The 19,051-nt window shown below is 51.2% G+C and carries 19 protein-coding genes; 18 read left to right on the forward strand and 1 reads right to left on the reverse strand.

Going from position 1 to position 19,051, the window contains the following annotated elements; all coding sequences use genetic code 11:
• The first annotated feature begins 2 nt into the window (after positions 1-2).
• From ACIDE9_RS05700 to ACIDE9_RS05765, 14 genes are all read left to right on the forward strand, one after another.
• Positions 3-1,217 (forward strand): type II secretion system F family protein, encoded by a 1,215-nt coding sequence (locus tag ACIDE9_RS05700; protein ID WP_411993387.1) that lies wholly within the window; start codon positions 3-5, stop codon positions 1,215-1,217.
• 205 nt (positions 1,218-1,422) lie between these two features.
• The gene (locus tag ACIDE9_RS05705; RefSeq protein WP_411993389.1) at positions 1,423-1,839 is read left to right on the forward strand and encodes a Tfp pilus assembly protein FimT/FimU; all 417 of its coding nucleotides are present in this window, start codon (positions 1,423-1,425) and stop codon (positions 1,837-1,839) included.
• Positions 1,840-1,868: 29 nt separating this feature from the next.
• Positions 1,869-2,318, forward strand: coding sequence for a Tfp pilus assembly protein FimT/FimU (locus ACIDE9_RS05710; protein ID WP_411993391.1), 450 nt, complete (start codon positions 1,869-1,871; stop codon positions 2,316-2,318).
• Positions 2,319-2,351: 33 nt separating this feature from the next.
• A complete protein-coding gene (locus ACIDE9_RS05715; protein ID WP_411993393.1) occupies positions 2,352-2,972 on the forward strand; it encodes a type II secretion system protein in 621 nt (206 codons plus the stop codon).
• Entirely contained in the window at positions 2,956-3,732 is a 777-nt protein-coding gene (locus tag ACIDE9_RS05720) for a prepilin-type N-terminal cleavage/methylation domain-containing protein (RefSeq protein WP_411993395.1), read from the forward strand. Before ACIDE9_RS05715 ends, ACIDE9_RS05720 begins: the two co-directional genes overlap by 17 nt.
• Positions 3,729-4,199 carry a hypothetical protein gene (locus ACIDE9_RS05725; protein ID WP_194752825.1) on the forward strand — a complete coding sequence of 157 codons (471 nt, stop codon included), beginning with the start codon at positions 3,729-3,731 and terminating at the stop codon, positions 4,197-4,199. Before ACIDE9_RS05720 ends, ACIDE9_RS05725 begins: the two co-directional genes overlap by 4 nt.
• A gap of 12 nt (positions 4,200-4,211) precedes the next feature.
• A complete protein-coding gene (locus ACIDE9_RS05730; protein WP_411993397.1) occupies positions 4,212-7,226 on the forward strand; it encodes a DUF6701 domain-containing protein in 3,015 nt (1,004 codons plus the stop codon).
• Positions 7,227-7,502: 276 nt separating this feature from the next.
• Positions 7,503-8,441 carry a hypothetical protein gene (locus tag ACIDE9_RS05735; RefSeq protein ID WP_411993399.1) on the forward strand — a complete coding sequence of 313 codons (939 nt, stop codon included), beginning with the start codon at positions 7,503-7,505 and terminating at the stop codon, positions 8,439-8,441.
• Complete coding sequence (locus tag ACIDE9_RS05740; protein WP_411993401.1) at positions 8,438-9,289, forward strand: PilN domain-containing protein; 852 nt, start codon at positions 8,438-8,440, stop codon at positions 9,287-9,289. Before ACIDE9_RS05735 ends, ACIDE9_RS05740 begins: the two co-directional genes overlap by 4 nt.
• A 3-nt stretch (positions 9,290-9,292) precedes the next feature.
• A complete protein-coding gene (gene gspM, locus ACIDE9_RS05745) occupies positions 9,293-10,012 on the forward strand; it encodes a type II secretion system protein GspM (protein ID WP_411993403.1) in 720 nt (239 codons plus the stop codon).
• Between the two features lie 13 nt (positions 10,013-10,025).
• A complete protein-coding gene (locus ACIDE9_RS05750) occupies positions 10,026-10,409 on the forward strand; it encodes a hypothetical protein (protein WP_411993405.1) in 384 nt (127 codons plus the stop codon).
• A gap of 64 nt (positions 10,410-10,473) precedes the next feature.
• Positions 10,474-12,243 (forward strand): pilus (MSHA type) biogenesis protein MshL, encoded by a 1,770-nt coding sequence (gene mshL, locus ACIDE9_RS05755; RefSeq protein ID WP_411993407.1) that lies wholly within the window; start codon positions 10,474-10,476, stop codon positions 12,241-12,243.
• 8 nt (positions 12,244-12,251) lie between these two features.
• The gene (locus tag ACIDE9_RS05760; protein ID WP_411993408.1) at positions 12,252-13,142 is read left to right on the forward strand and encodes an ExeA family protein; all 891 of its coding nucleotides are present in this window, start codon (positions 12,252-12,254) and stop codon (positions 13,140-13,142) included.
• A 20-nt stretch (positions 13,143-13,162) separates the two neighbouring features.
• Entirely contained in the window at positions 13,163-14,356 is a 1,194-nt protein-coding gene (locus tag ACIDE9_RS05765) for a tetratricopeptide repeat protein (RefSeq protein ID WP_411993410.1), read from the forward strand.
• 2 nt (positions 14,357-14,358) lie between these two features.
• Here the strand turns inward: ACIDE9_RS05765 and ACIDE9_RS05770 are convergent, their stop codons facing one another.
• Positions 14,359-15,024 (reverse strand): ComF family protein, encoded by a 666-nt coding sequence (locus ACIDE9_RS05770; RefSeq protein WP_411993412.1) that lies wholly within the window; start codon positions 15,022-15,024, stop codon positions 14,359-14,361.
• 150 nt (positions 15,025-15,174) lie between these two features.
• Between ACIDE9_RS05770 and bioB the strand changes: the two genes are divergently transcribed.
• The 4 genes from bioB to bioC are packed head-to-tail and all read left to right on the forward strand — an operon-like array spanning position 15,175 to position 19,044.
• Complete coding sequence (bioB, locus tag ACIDE9_RS05775) at positions 15,175-16,206, forward strand: biotin synthase BioB (protein ID WP_194740419.1); 1,032 nt, start codon at positions 15,175-15,177, stop codon at positions 16,204-16,206.
• Positions 16,206-17,390, forward strand: a complete 1,185-nt coding sequence (gene bioF / locus ACIDE9_RS05780; RefSeq protein WP_411993414.1) for an 8-amino-7-oxononanoate synthase — start codon at positions 16,206-16,208, stop codon at positions 17,388-17,390. The genes bioB and bioF overlap by 1 nt, the downstream gene beginning before the upstream one ends.
• On the forward strand, positions 17,387-18,178 hold the full coding sequence (bioH, locus tag ACIDE9_RS05785) for a pimeloyl-ACP methyl ester esterase BioH (RefSeq protein WP_194752836.1): 792 nt from the start codon (positions 17,387-17,389) through the stop codon (positions 18,176-18,178). The genes bioF and bioH overlap by 4 nt, the downstream gene beginning before the upstream one ends.
• Complete coding sequence (gene bioC / locus ACIDE9_RS05790) at positions 18,178-19,044, forward strand: malonyl-ACP O-methyltransferase BioC (protein ID WP_411993417.1); 867 nt, start codon at positions 18,178-18,180, stop codon at positions 19,042-19,044. The genes bioH and bioC overlap by 1 nt, the downstream gene beginning before the upstream one ends.
• The last annotated feature ends 7 nt before the right edge of the window (positions 19,045-19,051 follow it).

Consider the following 19,051-nt stretch of genomic DNA (forward strand, 5'->3'; position numbering starts at 1 on the left):
CTATGCCAATGTTTGAATATAAAGGACGTACCGACGATGGCATGATGGTCAGCGGCGTACAAGAAGCGGCTGATCTCGACGCATTGGGCGCTGCGCTCATCCTCTCCAAAATCACTCCGATTGAAATTAAGCAAAAAGCCGCAGGTGCCGTCGCTTTCCATTTATTTGAAGAAAAAGTCACCAGCCTGGATGTCATGCTGTTCAGCAAGCAGATGTATACCTTGCTCAAGGCCGGTATCCCGATTATGCGCGCCTTGGCGGGTATTCAAAGTTCGGTGGGGAATGCCACACTGGCACAAGTGGTCGGCCAACTTCGCGTGAGCTTGGACTCAGGCCGAGAATTGTCTGTCGCTATGAGCGAACACCCTAAAGTATTTGATAGTTTTTATATCAGCATGATTCGTGTTGGTGAAGGCACGGGTAACCTCGACAATATCTTTTTACGTTTGGCCGAGCACATCGAGTTTGAGCGCTTTATGCGCGGGCAAATCAAATCTGCGTTGCAATATCCAACATTTGTCCTCATCGCAATGGCGATTGCTATTGTTGTGATTAACGTGATGGTGATTCCGCAGTTTGAAAAAGTATTTGCTAGTTTGCATACAGACTTACCGTTAATTACCAAAATACTGATTGGATTCTCAAACTTTATGCGTAATTACTGGTTTGTGCTGATTGGCATGATTGTGATGGCGGTCTGGATGTTCAAATCGTACACAAGTACAGACACCGGACGTACTCAATGGGATCGCTACAAAATGCGCATCCCGATTGCGGGCAAAATTATTTTTAAAGGCACCATGGCCAGGTTTGCGCGTACCTTTGCTTTATCTACACGTAGCGGTTTGCCGATTCTTTCAGCTTTGCGTCTGGTTTCACAGACGGTCGAGAATGATTACCTCGGCGCCAAAATTCTTAGTATGTCTGCTGGCATTGAGCGCGGTGAGACCATTTTAAGAACGGCCACGCAAACTGGCGTATTTAATCCGCTGGTGTTGCAGATGATAGCCGTGGGTGAAGAGTCCGGTTCGCTGGATGATTTAATGCAAGAAGTTGCTGATATGTATCAAGCTGACGTGGAATATGACGTTAAAACATTAGGTGCGCAGATTGAACCCATTTTGATTGTCTTCTTGGGGGCGTTAGTGTTGGTATTGGCATTAGGCGTATTCCTGCCAATTTGGGATATGAGCTCAATTATGATGAAGGGTGGTTAGTTCCTTTATTTTATAGTTGAGATCGTACTTGGTTTTTCAATCAGCTATCTAAAAGTGTTGTTCAGTTTGAGTTGTGTGTTTGTATTTTTAATATGAAAAGTGGACCAAAATTGTCTGGCATGGTTTTTGCTGAAGGTTAATTAACGCAGTTTTTGACTGCCACTGTGATAATAACGGCAGGGAAATTTGATTAGGAGTCTATGTAATGAAAAAACAGGCTGGTTTTACATTAGTTGAGTTGGTAGTAGTTATCGCGGTACTGGGGATTTTGGCGGCAACAGCGCTGCCACGATTTGTAAATGTTCAAACAAATGCTAATAAGGCTGCCGCAAATGGCTTGGCAGCTTCAATGACCTCTGCGGCTAACTTGGCTAGAGCTGCGTGGATTGCTGGTGGCTCGACAGGCAATCAGGTGCAGATGGATAATACGCCTGTTGCGGTTGGTGCAAATGGGTGGCCAACAACCGCAGGCATTGCAAGTGCGATGCAAGATGTTGGTGGCTATAGTGCTGGAACTGCTGCGAATAGTGAAATTCCTTACACTAAGACAGGTTCACCATGTACTGTTACTTACAATGAGGGTACTGGTAAAGCGACTGTCACAGGTACTGGTTGTGTTTAATGCCTTCTATCAGGTTTAGTGGTTGAAGTATGAAGGGATTTACCCTAGTTGAATTGGTGGTGGTGATTGCTTTATTGGGTATTATGGTCGCGATTGCCGCCCCCAGATTCGCAAATGGTGATATCTTCGAAACCCGCGGTGACGCGGGTTTACTTTCATCTACGCTTAGATATGCGCAAAAAACGGCAATTGCCCAGCGCAAGCAGGTGTTTGTGATGCATACCAACTCTATCCCCGATGTGGTTAAGCTGTGTTTTGACGCGGCATGTACTCAACCTGTTGTAAATCCTGAAACTGGTGCCTATGTATTCACAAGCTCTAAAAATGTGGACATTGGTTCATCCAATGCAGGTTTGGGGTTTGATGGGCTTGGGCGTGCCGTGCCAGATGAGGCTGCAAGTTATAGTGTCATTAATAGAAAAAATACTAACCAGACGGTGACCATTAATATCGAGAAAAATACGGGCTACATCCGTTAAATAAACCATCTGGTAAGTGACCGGGTGATGCATATGACTAAAACAGGTAACCACAAAAATAATAAACACATGCCGCCCAGCATCAGAAACCATTATGGTTTTTCGCTGGTTGAGATGGTTGTGTTTATTGTGATTGTGACAACTGCCATTGCTGGTGTGATTGGTGCCCTGGCTTTCATGAGTGGGCACTCCGCCGACCCGCTTGCACGTAAGCAGGCGATCGCGATCGCTGAATCACTCATGCAAGAAATCCAGCAAATGCCTTTTACCTTTTGCGACCCGGATGATCCAAATGCCTCTACCGCCAATGGCACTGCTGATTGCACCACTTCACAAGCTAACTTAGGTGGTCCTTCCCCTGCAGGTGAGAGTCGCTACGGTGCAGCAAACCCTTTTGATAATGTCGCTGATTATGGCGGCTTTACCATGCCTGGCGGTGGTTGTGCCGGTATTTGCCGTATTGGCGACGCGACGGCAATTAACGGGTTAAATGGGTATGTCGCGACGGTCGCTATTGCGCAGGCTGGCGGCGCTGGTGCTTTTGCCGGGATGGCGGCTGATGCTGTGTTGCAAATCGTGGTCACAGTGACTGGTCCTGCCAACACAACGATCCGCCTCACCGGTTTTAAGGTGCGCTATGCGCCACGCATTTAAGCCGCCTAGTCTGAAGATGTCTGGCTTCACACTGGTGGAGCTGGTGATCGTCATTGTCGTCATGGCCATTTTGGGTGGGATTTCAGTCAGCTTTATTAAAAACTCTGTCTTGGCCTATGTGAATTCTGAAGCTTATTACGAGCTGGCTGACCGTGCCGATATTTCATTGCGCCGCATGTCGCGCGATATTCGTAATGCGTTGCCTAACAGCGTGTGGGTGCCGGGTGGCTCCGGTAGTTATGTGCAGTTTGTGCCGATTAAAGCGGGTGGCCGTTATCGGCAAGATGATTTCGATGCGGGCAGCCTGACACTTGGTGTATTAGGGCCGATGGTGAATGTAGATGCTGGTGACCAGTTGGTGATTTATAACATGGGTATTGCGGGGGCCGATGTGTATGAGGGCAACAATATCCGGCCAGTGAATGCCAATGCAAGCTCAGTTACGTTTGTGGGCGCACTGTTTCCATTTGCGTCACCGGGCAGCCGATTTTACGTGGTAAATGGCGCCATTATCTATGCCTGCGATCTTCCTAATCGCCGTTTGGTGATGTATTCAAATATCCCTATCGCCGCCGGGCGTGTGGCTAACTTTAATGGACTGACGGCCAATGTTGTTGCTGAGGATGTGACTGAGTGTAGTTTTACCTATACGGAAGGCGTGATGCAGCATTCCAGCGTGCTCACTGCGCAATTGACGCTCGCCAAAAACGGCGGCGTGGCCAGATTGGTTAATTTGATTAATGTGGTGAATTCGCCATGAAAAGCATTGCTTATCGCGCAAAGGGTTTTATGTTGCCTGTGGCAATATTTTTACTGGTGACTCTTGCAGCACTGGTTGGGTATTCCATGCGGTTGTCGTTGCTGGCGCAAATGGGCACCATTCAGGACGTGCAAGGTGCCAATGCTTATTTGGCCGCCAGGGCAGGGGTGGAGTGGGCGGCTTATCAGGTGTTGGGGCCGGGTACAAATGCCATGAAATCCTGTATTGCTTCTCCAACAACTTTGACAATTAATAATTTTACTGTGTTGTTAACATGCAGCCGAACCGTACCAAAAGACAAAGGCAATACACAGGATATTGGCATGTATGCCATCACCTCCACTGCCTCGATAGGGGCGGTAGGAGCACAAGATCGTATAGAGCGACAAATCGCTGTCACACTTAGTCGATGCTTATACCTAGATCCTGGCGCTCCTCCAGGCACGGTGGCAGAAGAGTGTAATTAACAGGAATTGATTATGAACAGATTGATTAAATATGTATTAATCAATTTATTGTATGTTGTGGTATTTGCCTTTACCGGGAGCGTGCACGCAACTGTGAGAGTGCTTAACAATGGTGGAGGTACTAACGCCAGTAATGCGTTAGAGGTCACTATTGCGGATTCAACGCAAATGCAAATTAAACGGCTTGGTTCTGGGCAATTGTATCAACCAGGTACTTATCCAAGTGGATCCTATCCCTACAATTCATTATTAGATAATGGCGTGTATATTCGATATAACAATCGAATATATGGCGCTAACCATTTTGCCTATAGTGCCGCAACAATGTACAACAGTTTTAGCATCTCATCAGTGCAGCCAGGGAGCACTTCGCAAGGCGTGACACAATCGACGACCTCCAGTCTGTCGCTCACCTCTTCAATCTTAAGTAGTCCAACGGTGAGTATTGTCTGGAAGTATACGTATCCCCTTGACTACATCACTGCAGAAGTGACCGTCACCATCCCAGCAACAGCAACAGTCAGTACCGGTAATCCAATCCGCTATTATCATGCGGTGGATACCTATTTAGGGGGTAACGATAATGGGTGTGGCGTTCGGTATACCGATACTAATGGCAAACTAGTAGTGGGTACCTACCCTTTAACTAATGGTACATGCCCTTCCAGTACTTCACTTCCTGCCAATTTGGATGTGGTTGAATCATTCCGTGAACGTAACGGTAAGTTTGACCATCATTGTGTTGGCTACTGGAGTGATTTCTGGAGTACTGCAACGTCAAACCCGCCCGCGTGTTCAATTAGTAAAAGCGGTAGCCTTGGTGACTCCATCACCACGACTTATCAAGATACCGGTGCTGCGATTGAGTTTGATTTTACTGCGCCTGGAATCTACACGTTTAGTTACGACTTTGTCGTTGGCTCCACTTTTGTGCCTAATTACGACCATTTCGAGATTCGTCATGCGGGGACTGCGACACTCTGCCCAACCGAAGTAAAAGTGCTGGCATGCCTATCCTCCACTGTGCCTTGTCCGGACGATCAACTGGTGAGTTCGGGTGAATTAAAAGGTAGTCTGACAGTGTCACCAACGACACCAACAGTGACTGATACACCTGATCCGTTCACATTGGGGTCGAATCAGTCCATTGGAACTGTCACGATGCAAGGCAGTGCCGCAGCCACCTATACCTTGGGTGTGAGTGGGCTGACTAAAACGCCACTGAGTGGCGTGAAGTGCTGGAACACGACCACCAGTTCACAGAGCTGCAGTTTTACCTTTACCAACACGCCTTGCGTAAACACGTTTGAGTGTATAGAGAACTCGCTGACGTATAACAATCGCACGACCAATAGCTCCTTGCGCAATCCGCTTTATACTAAGGTAATCGGAGCTGATTTTGATATTGATGTGGTCGCGTTGCTGGCAAACGGCAATCAATCAGCATATAACTCAACCACAGGTTTAACTGTGCAGTTGGTGAGTGATAATGCGGGTGCATGTGGTGCTACCGTCGTTGCAACCAAGGCTCTGACTTTCGCAGCTTCTGATGGCGGCCGTAAAAAGGTTACTTTCAGTGCCAGTGATATATTAAGGCCGCACCCTAACTTACGATGCAAGGTTACTGATGCAGGGTTGGCTAAAACGGGATGTTCGTCTGATAACTTTGCGATACGTCCAACATCTTTATCCGTGACTAGTGTGAGTCCGCAACAACTGTCACCGAGTCATACATCTGCCCCTGTTCGTAGAGCTGGAACTGATACTTTTAGTGTGACGGTTTCAACCAATGAGTTAACTTATACTGGGACGCCAAAAGTGGATAGCGGAAAGTTGGAGACCCATGTGGCAGGGGTGACCTCTGTCGGGCAAGTGAATGGTACCTTTGGTGCCGCGAATTTGGGCGTTAGTTCAGGGTCAACCTTTACTTATTCTGAGGTTGGTCATTTCAGGTTCAAAGTAGAGGGTATTTACGATGATACTTATGCGGCCGTTGATAGTGCAAATGGCGATTGCGAGAACTCTTTTGCAGATACCGATGATACTAGAACACCCAAGAAATTGGGTTGTAAGTTCGGTAATAAGACTGTAAGTAATTATATCGGCCGTTTTATTCCAGATCATTTTAAAGTAACTGCGGGCACTAGTTATACAGATGGCTGCGGAACTTTTACTTACTATGATCAAGATCCTGGCTTGGTCACGCCATTCGTTCTGGAGGCTAAAAATGCGGCTGACGTTACTACTCAATATTACACTGGCAACTATGCCGTATTTGGCCTGAACAACTGGAATAATTATTCGTTTCAGATGAAAACTGATGCGGGTACACCGATAACGAGTGGCGCGACGATTGCTGCCAGTAGTGTGAGCCCATCGGGCACCTGGGGGGCTGGCATTGCAAATGTGCAAGCAGGGCATAAAGTCACTCGCCCTGCGAGTGCTGTACCGCCAGAGATGATTAGGATTTCTGCGCAGCCAAGCGGTGTTGATGGGGGGGTCACGGTAAGTAGTGCAACCAGAGTAGATGTATTCACTCTCTCAGCTTCTAAACCTACTTATCCAGCATTTAGGTTTGGTCGCTTGGCTGTGACCTCTGCGCATGGGTCAGAGTTGCTGCCGTTGTCAGTGCCCATTGAGGCACAATACTGGAATGGAACTGGGTTTAAACGAAATATCAATGACAGTTGTACAACGATCCCGCTCTCAAGTATTGTCATGACCAATTACAGAGGTAATTTGAATGCCTGTGAGACTCAACTCACTGGTGCGTCTTCTATAAACCAAGGTGTGCTCTATATGCGTTTAAGCGCGCCTGGAGTTACTGGAACGACTCCCAATACTGGGAGTGTGGACTTAGAGGTAAATCTGAGGGCGGCTGGCGGCGGCGAGATGACATGTAATAGCGCGTCTCAATCAGCCGCGACCGGTGGTTCAATTCCGTGGTTCGGTGCCACGGATCCTATTGGCCGAGCCACCTTCGGCATCTACAAGGCCCCGATTATCTATATGCGAGAAAACTTCTAGCGATAACAAAACCACCTAAATCAGGTGGTTTTGTTCTTTTTATCCTCGCTTTAAACCAGCAAGGCAGGCACTAAAGTTGCTGGTAATAATATCGAAAATCTATCGTTCATACTGCGGGCTGCCAGCGCTTGATAAAGCATCAGTCATTGTGCGCACATCATGATGTCTTGGATGGTTGGTTTTTTGTGTATACTAATTTATGATAAAGCTTGAAGTTGTCTTTGTTATACTTTGATTTTAAATAAAAAAATTATTTAGAAAGACAGATGCGTCGCTATGGAATGGTTTAAACGACAAAAGAACAAACAGCAAGTGGGTGTCAGTTACACTGATATGCATGTGAGTACTGTCGCCTTGACGCCGTCACCCGAAGGCGCAAAGCCGGTCGTTTCATTGGCCGCAGTTGAGCAGGTGCCCTTGCATGCGACGTCCACATTGCGTCACTTTGTGACCAAAAATGACCTCAAAGCCTTGCCATGCAATCTGGTCCTCAATGTGGACCAATATAACATCGTGCAGATTGATAAGCCGAATATGCCAGATGCCGAGGTAAAACCTGCCTTGCGCTGGAAGTTGAAAGGTTTGCTGGATTATTCTGTCGAGCAAGCGGTGGTGGATGGCATTGATGTGCCAGTAGATCCTGCTTATGCGAATCGCCAGCCATCCATGCTGGCCATTTGTGCTAAAAAAGCGATTGTCTCTGCGGTGGGTAACCAATTGTCCGAAGCGGGTTTTAACGTGAGGTCAGTGGATGTCCATGCGCTGGTGCAGCGCAATATTGCCCATTTGCTGGAGCATGAAGACCGTGCGCTGGTGATGCTCAGCATTTTGCCGCGCGGCTGCTTGCTGACGTTCACTGCCAAAGGTGAGTTGTATCATGCACGCCTGATTGAGCTGGACCGTGATTTTCTCAATGACCGTGGTGAGCTATTTAAAAGTAACTTTGACAAACTGGTGCTTGAGTTACAGCGTTCGCTGGACAGTTTCGACCGTCAGTTTCCTTACTTGAGCCTCAATCGCCTGGTGGTGGCACCGGTGGCGAATCGCGATTACCTGGTCAGCGGTTTGAGTTCCAGCCTCTATGTGCCGGTGAATGTGTTTAACCTGGAAGATATTGTCGAGCTGCCTGCGGATCAGGATTTCTCCAGCCTTGAGAAACAAGCCATGTTGTTGCCAGCCTTGGGCGCGGCCTTGCGCCAGGAGATGGCGGCATGAGTCAGCAGATTAACCTGTTTGAAGGCGGGCTGGTTAAGTCCAAAGACTGGTTCACGCTGCCTGTGGTCGCCTTGGTCTATGCGTTGGCTGCTGGTGTGATGTTTTACCTGTTTACCGGCCTTGAAGCAGAGAACGCCGCATTGCAAACGCAACGCAATCAGGCTGTAGCGCAATATGAAACTATGCAGAAAAAAGTGGATGCGTTTGCCCAGCAAGTGACGCCGGTGGATAACAGCAAACTGGAGGCCGAGTTGAAGAGTCTTAACGGCCGCTTTGATATGCAGTCACAGATACTGGTGATCTTCCAGCAGTCGATTTCTGATGCCGCCAATCAGCTGATTGATTATATGCGTGCGTTTACTGCGCAACAACAGCCTGGATTATGGCTGACAGGTTTCAGGATCGAGCCGGGTGCCCAGCATATTTCGCTGAGCGGGCAGGCATTGCAGTCTGAGGCGATTCCGCAGTATCTGGATTTGCTGTCTGCACAGCGTATTTTTGAGGGCACACAATTTTCTGGCATCCAGTTCAAGCAGGTGGAGTTACAGCGGCCACAGTCGCAAGCAACTGCGACCTCTGCTACCATTCCGCCACCTGCGCCTGTCACTGCAGTTGAATCCACCACTGCGGGCAAAGGTGCGCCAGACGCGGCCAGTAGTGCAAGCCCAGCACCAGTGGTGGCTCCAGTTGCTCCCCAGGCTGCGCATACGGAGGAGGCAAAACTGAAGGTGTATGCCTTCGAGGTCAAAGGGCGCGATTTGCAAAGCAAGGCAAAACGCGAGAGCACCATGAGTTGGGATGACTTTGTGCGTCAGACCACCCAAGCCCAGCCGAAAGCAGGGAAATAACCGATGCGATTTGAGCAATTACAAACAGTGAGTAATAAATGGCTGGCGCTTTCGCAACGCGAGCGCTGGATGATTTTTGGCGCCGGCTTGTTTGCCGTGGTGGGCCTGATGGATACATTTTTGCTGGAACCGCAACGCGTGCAGCTGGCGAATACGCAGCAGGAAATTAGCAAGATTCAGACTGATACGACCAGCCTGACCGAGCAGATGACGACGATTGCTACGCAGGCCGCGCCAGCGCCCGCCAGCAATGGCTTGCAGCATGAGATTGATGCAGCGCATCAGAAGATTAATAGCCAGTCAGATGATTTGGTCAAAGTGTCTTCTTATATGGTGCCGCCACAAGACATGGTGGCGTTGCTGAAAAAATTGCTGCAACAGCATGCTGATGTGCAAGTGCTGGAGATGCAATCATTGCCTGTGGTTGATTTTATTGAAAAGCAGAGAAAGCAATTGCAGGCACAAGCCGATACGCCAGCGGGCGATACGGTTCAGGCCAATGCTGAAGAAGTGTGGAAGAACGTGCCACATGTGTATCAGCATGCGGTGAAGATGCGCTTGAAAGGCAAATATTTTGACCTGATGGCCTATGCGCAGTCTTTAAAAGCCATTGGCCAAAAACTGGCCTGGGAAAACGCTGAGCTCAAGGCCGAGTATCCGGACAGTGAGTTGACGGTCCAGGTGTATACCCTGAGTGGTGAAAATGCATGGTTGGGGATTTAGCATGCGCTTGTTAATGACAATGGTTGTGATGATAGGCCTGGCACAGGCTGCAATGGCCGATGGCATGGTTGACCCAACCAAGCCGCCGGCATCCGTCATGGAATATTTGCCTAATACGCAAACTGAGGCAGAAAAGCCCTGGGAGCTGACGGCGATACAGGAAAACGGTAAGAGTGGTTTTGCCGTGGTAAATGGCCAGATGGTACAAGTCGGTGCGAGTTACGAAGGCTTTAAATTGTCATCGATCAAGAATCAGCAAGCGGTGTTTATCAGCAAGCAAGGTGAGAAAAAAGTACTCAGGATGGGCTTATCCAGTTTCATGGTAAAAACATCACCGCAGGCCGACATTGTGAAGAAAACGGCCAAAAAGATTAAAAAAACAAAGATTGAAAAATAAAGTGACAAACACTTGCCGACTTCACCTCGTGAGGCAGCAAGGGAAAATCAATAGAGAGACTGCTATGAAAACTTTAGTGAATACCTTGGGGTTAATGATCATCGGTACCGGGTTGGTCGGTTGTACCAGCAACCCGTTTGCGCCGACCAATCCATCGATTAATCCTAAAATTCAGAACGAATTGGCGGCCTCTGCAGCCAAGGCGCAAGCACAGGTATCGCCTCCTCCTAAGGAGATCACTGATGAGTTGTTTGAGCCGCTCAAAATTGAACCTCCCAAAGCACTGGCCAAGCGGGTCGAACCCAGGTTTGACCTGGTGGTGAACAAGGCGCCAGCGGCGCAGGTGCTCATGGGCATTGTCTCCGGCAGCCCATACAGCATTGCATTGAGTCCAGAGCTCAAAGGCGAGATTTCTATCAACCTGCGTGATGTCACCCTGTTTGAAGCGCTCAATGCTCTGCGTGATTTGTATGGCTATGAGTACAAAATGAATGGCAAGCAGATTTTTGTTGAACCTCAAACGTTGCAGACTCGCGTGTTTCAGGTCAACTACATTACCGGTGCGCGTAGAGGCACATCAGCGACGCGCGTGACCTCAGGGACTGCGAGTGGTTCTGGTGCCGGTGGTGCGGCAGGCGTGGCTGGTCAGGCGGCCGCTATGACCGGCTCAGGGACAGGTAGTGGTACTGGTACCACAGCGGGCAGTGGGACTTCAGGTGCTTCTAACCTGCAAGTGTATGCTTCCGATGTGAGCATGCGTACCAATAATGATTTCTGGGATGAAATCGCGGGCTCCCTGAGCAGCCTGATTGGTGAAGAGAACGGCCGTAAAGTAGTGATTAACGCGCAATCTGGCCTGATCATGGTGAAAGCCATGCCTAAAGAAATCCGACAGGTTGAGAAGTTCTTGAGCCTAATGCAGGTGACGGTAGATCGTCAGGTGATTCTGGAAGCAAAAATCATTAAAGTGCAGTTAAACCGCAACTCGCAACAAGGCATCAACTGGGCCGCTGCCAGACATACCCGTGGCCGTGATGTGACTTTTGGTAACATCAATGGTAATGCTTCATTAAGTGAAACCGGTGACCTGACCAATGGGGTTGTCACCACGACAGAACCAGGCGCATTAAGTAATAACTCTGTGACTTCGCTGGGTGGCTCGATGTTTGCGCTGGCCGTGCAGGGCAAAGGGTTTTCAGCGCTGCTGAATTTCCTGGAGACACAAGGTAATGTAGAGGTGCTGTCCAGCCCACGTATAGCCACGATTAACAACCAGAAAGCCGTGCTCAAAGTGGGTAACGATGCCTTCTACGTGACGAACGTGAAAACCAATGTGACTACCACCACGGGTGGTGCGATTGTGACACCGGATATTCAGCTGCAACCTTATTTCTCTGGTATTTCACTGGATGTGACACCGCAAATCGATAGGGACGACAATATTATCCTGCACGTGCATCCCTTTATCAGTGATGTGACACAGGTAAACCGGACGGTAACCTTGTCTAGTGCTAACGGTGGGACCTATACAATCCCAACTGCATCCTCTAATATTAATGAGACCGACAGTATTGTGCGCACCAAAGATGGCAGCGTGATTGCCATTGGTGGTCTGATGTCTGAGACAGTCGACAATACACGTACCAAGGTGCCTGGCCTGGGGGATGTGAAATTCCTGGGTAACTTGTTCCGCCAGAAGGATCAAGCCAGCACCAAAACCGAACTGGTGATTCTGCTGAAGTCTACCGTGGTACGCAGTGGTGAAAACTGGGCGCAAGATATGCTTGAAAGTCAGGAACGCGTTGATAAACTGAAAAGTGACACGACTTTTTAGGAGCGGGCATGTACCTGCAGCATTTTGGCTTGAAGGAGTATCCGTTTACCATCACCCCGGATACCAGCTTTTACTACGCTACACGTAGCCTGCAAGAGGCGCTGAATACGCTATTGATTGCGATTCAGTCTGGTGAAGGCTTCGTGAAAATCACTGGCGAAGTCGGCACCGGCAAAACGCTGCTGTGCAGGCGCCTGCTCAAGGCGCTTGAGCCTAGTTGCATGGTGGCTTTTATTCCCAACCCTTACCTGGATCCGCACGCCTTGTTAATGACGCTGGCCAACGAGTTTGGTGTGGCGTTCAAGCCTGATTTTACCCACCACGATATGATAGACGCGCTGAACCGCAAATTACTCACTTTTGCGGACGAAGGGCGACATGTGGTGGTGTGCCTGGATGAAGTGCAGGCCATGCCATTGGAAACGCTGGAAGCCTTGCGCTTGTTGAGTAATCTCGAAACTGAAAAGCGCAAGTTGATCCAGGTGGTGATTTTTGGCCAGCCCGAACTCGAAGAGCGTATCAATCATCCTTCTATCCGTCAGTTACGCCAGCGCATAGGCTTTGAATATCACCTCAAGGGCTTGCAATGGTCCGAGTTGGGTTTTTACCTGAATCACCGCATGCATATTGCCGGTTATCAGGGCGGCATGATTTTTACGCCTGCCAGCATGCGTTTGCTCTACCGCTATGCCAATGGCATTCCACGCTTACTGAATATCCTGGCGCATAAGTCCTTGTTGTCAGCGTTTGGTCGTGGCCAGCAAGGGGTGTCTGCAGAGGATGTGCGGGCGGCCATCATGGATACGCAAGCCAGTGTCAAGGCACAGCACCGTTGGCTGGGGCATGGTTTTAAATGGTGGCTGACGCTGCATACGGCTCTGGCAGGTCTGGGTCGTTAGTCTGAATATTGGGGAAGCCCTTGAGCTTAATTAATCAGGTATTACAAAACGTTGAGGCCCGTCAGGGCGGCGCAGCCACGGATGGCTGGGCCGGGCAGGTCAAGCCTGTGTTGTCGCATCAGGCGACTTCTGGTGGCTGGGTGAAGCGCTTAGTGTGGGGCCTGGTATTGCTGGCGTTGGCTGGCTGGTTGTTGACAATGAATTGGCCTATGCTGGCTGCCCGACTTCATACTGGCCAACAGACAGTTTCGTCCCAGCAACCGACGGTTGTTGTTGCTGCTGTCACACCTGCGGTGCCTGTGCGGGATGCTGCTACGCCGGATGTGCATCCTGCCTGGACGCCACCGCAACTCACCAAGTCATTATTTAGTGCATGGCAATCTGAAACTGCCAGCCCTGTGACTACGCGTGCCAAACCAGTCACGCCTGCCCAGCCGGTGCCTGCTAAAACCGGCGTCGCGCCGCAAATAGAAGGCGAGTTTACGATCAAGCCTGCCGCCCAGGCAGGTGCCAATCCTGTGGTGTCTGCCATTGAGCCGCCTTTGGACGTGGCCAATGCGCTCAAGCCCGCTAGAGCCGAGGACGAGTCTGGCCCGAAAGGTATCGTCAACAAGCAGATACGCCCGGAACAGGAAGTGAATGTACAGATTCAGCGCGCGGTAGACCAGGAGCAGAAAGGGCGCCTGAACGAGGCACTGGGGATATTGCGCCAGGTATTGAATACTTCGCCACAATCCGAGGATGCGCGGCAACTCTTGGCCGCCTATTTGTTCGAGTCTAAGCAAGAACAGGAAGCGGTGGCGGTCTTGCAAAGCGGGATTAAACAATTCCCCGGGCAAATCGGTTTGTCCAAGTCGCTGGCCAAGTGGCAGATGGCACGCGGTCAGTCAGAGGCGGTATTGCAAACACTGAAACCTGCCGCCAACCTGTTCATACAAGATGCCGAAGTGCAATGGATGCTGGCCATGGCCTATCAGCAAACTGGCCAGCACGCGGCCGCCTTGCCTCACTTTGAGCGTGCGATCACGCTACGGCCTGGGCATGCACCGTGGATTGTGGCGTATGCTATTTCCCTGCAAGCGGCAGGCCAGCCTGCGCAAGCCTTACAACAACTGCAACAGGCGTATAACTTGCCTTTAAGCGATCGGCTGTCAGAGTTTGTCGGGCAACGTATCCGCCAACTGGGCGGCACGGCCGTCGTGCGTAGCGAATAAGGTTATTCATGCTTTAGGGTGCGCGCCAGCACCACGGCGGTCACCCGCGTCGCTCCCGCCTGTTTTAATACCTTGGCCACCGCGTGCATGCTGGCGCCCGTCGTCATCACATCATCCACAATCACCACATGTTGACCTTGCCATGATTGCCGCGTGGCAAATGCGTCACGCAGGCTGCGGGTTCTGGTTTTCATATCCATACCGGCCTGGGTCGGGGTATCCAGTATGCGCATGCATCCTTCATTATCCAGCGGGACTTTCCATTGTTGCTGCACTTGCTTTGCCAGCTCCAACGCATGGTTAAACCCACGTTCTTTCACGCGGTTGAGATGCATGGGCATGGCGATCACGACTTGTGGTGCTGGTATTGGCAAGCGCGGTAATTGCGCCAGCAGGGCATTAGCTAGCAAGTGCCCCAGGGGGAGTTGTTGATGGTATTTGAATTGATGTAATAGCCGGTCTAAGGGGTAAGCATAGCGGAACGGCGCGAAGGTATGGTCGAACGCTGGCGCATGTTGCAGGCAAACACCACACAATGCCCCCGATATATTGGGCAGTGCGCATTGCGGGCAATGTGGCGAGTGGTACCAGGGTAATAAATCAAAGCAATGGCTGCAAAGCGGGAGCGAGGTGGGGCTGTGCGCATTGGCTGGTGCATCACACAGCACACAGGGCAGGGCGGATCCTAGCCAGCGCTGACACTGTCGATAGAAGTGAGTTTGATTAAATTTTAATCTATTGTAAAATTTTTTCACGTTATATTTTAAACAACATATAATTCGCCCGGATTATTCATACAATTTTATTGCGTGGTACTTATGGAACAACACACTTCTGCTGCCGGTTGTAGCAGCGAAATACAAACCTCTGTTATTAACCTCGATGGCTTGAAACCGTCGTCTGCCTGCCACCCTACGGTGGAGCGTTGGCAGGTAGCAGACATCATGGCACTGTTTGAGTTGCCATTCAATGACTTGCTAGATCGGGCACACACCGTGCACAGAGAACACTTCGACCCGAATGCGGTGCAAGTGAGTACCTTGCTGTCGATTAAAACCGGCGGCTGTTCAGAGGATTGTGGCTATTGCCCACAGGCTGCGCGCTACCACACCGAGGTGGAAAATGAGCCGTTGATGAAACTGGACGACGTGTTGGCCGCGGCCAAAGCGGCTAAAGACAGTGGCGCCAGCCGTTTCTGCATGGGTGCCGCCTGGCGTGGTCCCAAGCAGCGCGATCTTGAACCTGTGCTAAAGATGATTTCTGAAGTGAAGGCGATGGGGCTGCAAACCTGTGCCACGCTGGGTATGCTCAAAGATGGCCAGGCCGAGCAATTGAAAGAGGCCGGGCTGGATTATTACAACCATAACCTGGACACCGCACCAGAGTTTTACGGTGACGTGATTACTACCCGTACTTACCAGGATCGCCTGGATACCCTGGACCGTGTGCGCAGCATGAATATCAATGTGTGTAGCGGCGGCATTATCGGCATGGGTGAAACCCGTGCCCAACGTGCGGGCCTGGTTGCGCAACTGGCCAATATGGAGCATCCGCCAGAGAGCGTACCGATTAACTTGCTGACCCAAGTGGAAGGCACGCCATTGCATGGTACGGACCCACTGGATCCGCTGGAGTTTGTGCGTACCATCGCGATTGCGCGTATCACCATGCCAACCAGCTTTGTGCGTTTGTCTGCAGGCCGTCAGAGCATGGGTGAGGCCGTGCAGGCGCTATGCTTCCATGCCGGCGCTAACAGTATTTTCTACGGTGAGAAATTACTCACGACCGGCAATCCTGAAGTCGAGTCAGATAATGCCTTGTTTGCCAAACTGGGCCTGAAGAAAATCTAATGAGCGATTTGCTGGAATCCTTACGCGCCGACCTCGACAAGCGGCAAACACTGGGCCTGATGCGCCAGCGTCGTTTGCTGGATTCGCCGCAGGCCGAGCATATTACGGCCAACGGTCAGCCATTTTTGTCGTTTTGCAGCAATGATTACCTGGGCCTGGCCAACGATGCCGCACTGGTCACTGCGCTGCAAGCCGCGGCGGCAGAGGCGGGCGTGGGCAGTGGTGCCTCCAATTTAATCACTGGCCACCACCGTTACCATGACCAGTTAGAGCAGGCATTGGCAACGTTTGTCGGCCAACCGGCTGCCTTGCTGTTTTCGACGGGGTATATGGCCAATATCGGCGTCGTCAGTGCCTTGATGGGCCGTGATGATGCCGTATTTTCCGATAAGCTCAACCATGCCTGCCTTAATGATGGTGCCTTTTTGTCACGTGCCACGCATCACCGCTTTGCGCACAACGATGTGGCTGCGCTGGAAAAGCTGTTACAAGCAAGCACGGCGCGCCACAAACTGGTGACGGCTGATGCGGTGTTCAGTATGGACGGCGATATTGCACCGCTGGCTGCTTACCTTGAACTTTGTGAACGCTACGATGCCTATCTGTATGTGGATGATGCGCACGGTTTTGGTGTGCTAGGCCCGCAAGGCCGCGGTTCGCTCAAACACCTGGGCTTGCAGTCGCCACGTTTAATCATGATGGGGACGCTAGGCAAGGCCGCGGGCGTGGCAGGGGCATTTGTCGCTGGCGAGAAAATTGTCATCGACTACCTGATTCAATACGCCAATAGCTATATCTATACCACCCCGGCACCGCCACCGTTGTCAGCCGCCTTGCTGGCTTCGGTCAAGGAAATCGAACACGGCGACGCGCGTAGAAAACAATTGTTTGACATGATTGCCTTGCTCAAAAGTGAGCTGTCACTCTCACGCTGGCACCTGCTGCCTTCTGAAACGGCGATTCAGCCCTTGGTCGTCGGCGATACCCATGAGGCGCTGGCATTGAGCCAATACCTGCAGGCACGTGGCATTCTGGTGCCTGCCATTCGTCCGCCCACCGTGCCAGCAAATACCTCACGTTTGCGTATTTCACTCTCGGCTGCGCACAGTGAGGACAATGTACGGGCACTGATTGCCGCTTTGCATGCCGCCGAGCGCGACATTCCGCCCGGGGCACAGGCATGAGTTGTTTTATCGAAATCATGGGCCAAGGTAAACCATTGGTGTTGCTGCATGGCTGGGCCATGAATAGCGCCGTCTGGGAACGCGTAGTCAAGCGCCTGTCAGCCAGCTACCGCTTGTTTCTGGTCGATTTGCCGGGCATGGGCCAAAGCCGGGCCGTCTACCCCTATCATTTACACAGCCTGGCCGAAGCCGTGGCCGAAGAGATTCCTGGCGTGTCTACGATTCTGGGCTGGTCACTGGGTGGCCTGGTAGCGCAACAAATTGCGCTTAACCAGCCGGACCGTGTCGAGAAGTTAATTCTGGTCGGGACTAACCCTTGTTTTGTCAGTAAGCCAGAGTGGCCGCAAGGCATTGCAGCGCGCCACTTTGAGCAGTTTAACCAGCGGTTTGAGCAAGACTTTAATGCCACTTTGCTGAACTTTTTGACCCTGCAATGCATGCACGCCAAAGATGCCCGCGCGACCGTGCGTCAGTTACGCACGGCGTTCGCAGCTAAGCCAACACCGACGCAGGACAACTTGAACCAGGCGCTGGATATTTTGTTGCAAACTGATTTGCGTGAAGAGGTGGGCCGGATATTCCAGCCGACCTTGCTGATACACGGTGACCGCGACACGCTGGCGCCGGTGGCCGCTGCACATTGGCTGGCCATGCATTTGCAGCGCGCGCAGTTGCGCGTGATTGCCGGGGCGGCGCATGCGCCATTCTTGTCACATGCAGATGCGTTCTGCGAATCCGTCGAAGCATTTATGGCCGATGACCCGTCCGAACAGCAAGTGAGTCACTAATGCAGGATGTTTACCAGATCGACAAGTCGCGTATGCGGCAGTCGTTTCACCGTGCCGCCAAACAGTATGATGCTGCTGCCATTTTACAGCGCCAGGTGCGCGAGGAAATGCTGAGTCGCCTGGACGTGGTGAAACTCCAGCCTGAAGTCATCCTGGATGCCGGCTGTGGCACCGGCCACGGCTTGCATGCCTTGCTCAAGCAGTTTAAACAAGCCCAGGGCATTGCGCTGGATATTGCCGAAGGCATGCTGGCACGCAGCCGTGCCTTATTTCCCTGGTATCAGTTCTGGCGGGCGAAACCACGCTTTGTCTGTGCTGATATTGAGTCACTGCCCTTGGCGACCGCCAGTGTCGATATGGTATGGTCTAACCTGGCGGTGCAGTGGTGTAATGATCTGGATGCTGCCTTGCAGGAATGGCGCCGCGTATTGCGCCCGAATGGCCTGCTTATGTTTGCCACGCTAGGGCCGGATACGCTTAAAGAATTGCGCGCTGCGTCTGGCGCCGACCATACCCATGTTAGCCGATTTATTGATATGCATGATATTGGTGATGCCCTCACCCGCGCTGGTTTCAGTGCGCCAGTGCTGGACGTGATGCATTACACCTTAACGTATGACACAGTGGAATCACTGATGCGTGACCTCAAGGCCATCGGCGCACATAACGCCACCGCTGGCCGTGCCAAGGGTCTGAGCGGAAAAGGATTTTTACAGCAGCTGCGACAAGGCTATGAAGCGTTCCGCCACGAAGGCAAGCTGCCAGCCACTTATGAAGTCGTGTTTGTACATGCCTGGACCGGCAGCCAGCCTTATACTGCGCCCGGCACCAGCCCGGTCCAGTTTATGCCACGCAAAGGCAGCTAAAGGGAAC

The sequence above is a fragment of the Methylophilus sp. 'Pure River' genome, from assembly GCF_046765995.1.
Taxonomy (GTDB): domain Bacteria; phylum Pseudomonadota; class Gammaproteobacteria; order Burkholderiales; family Methylophilaceae; genus Methylophilus.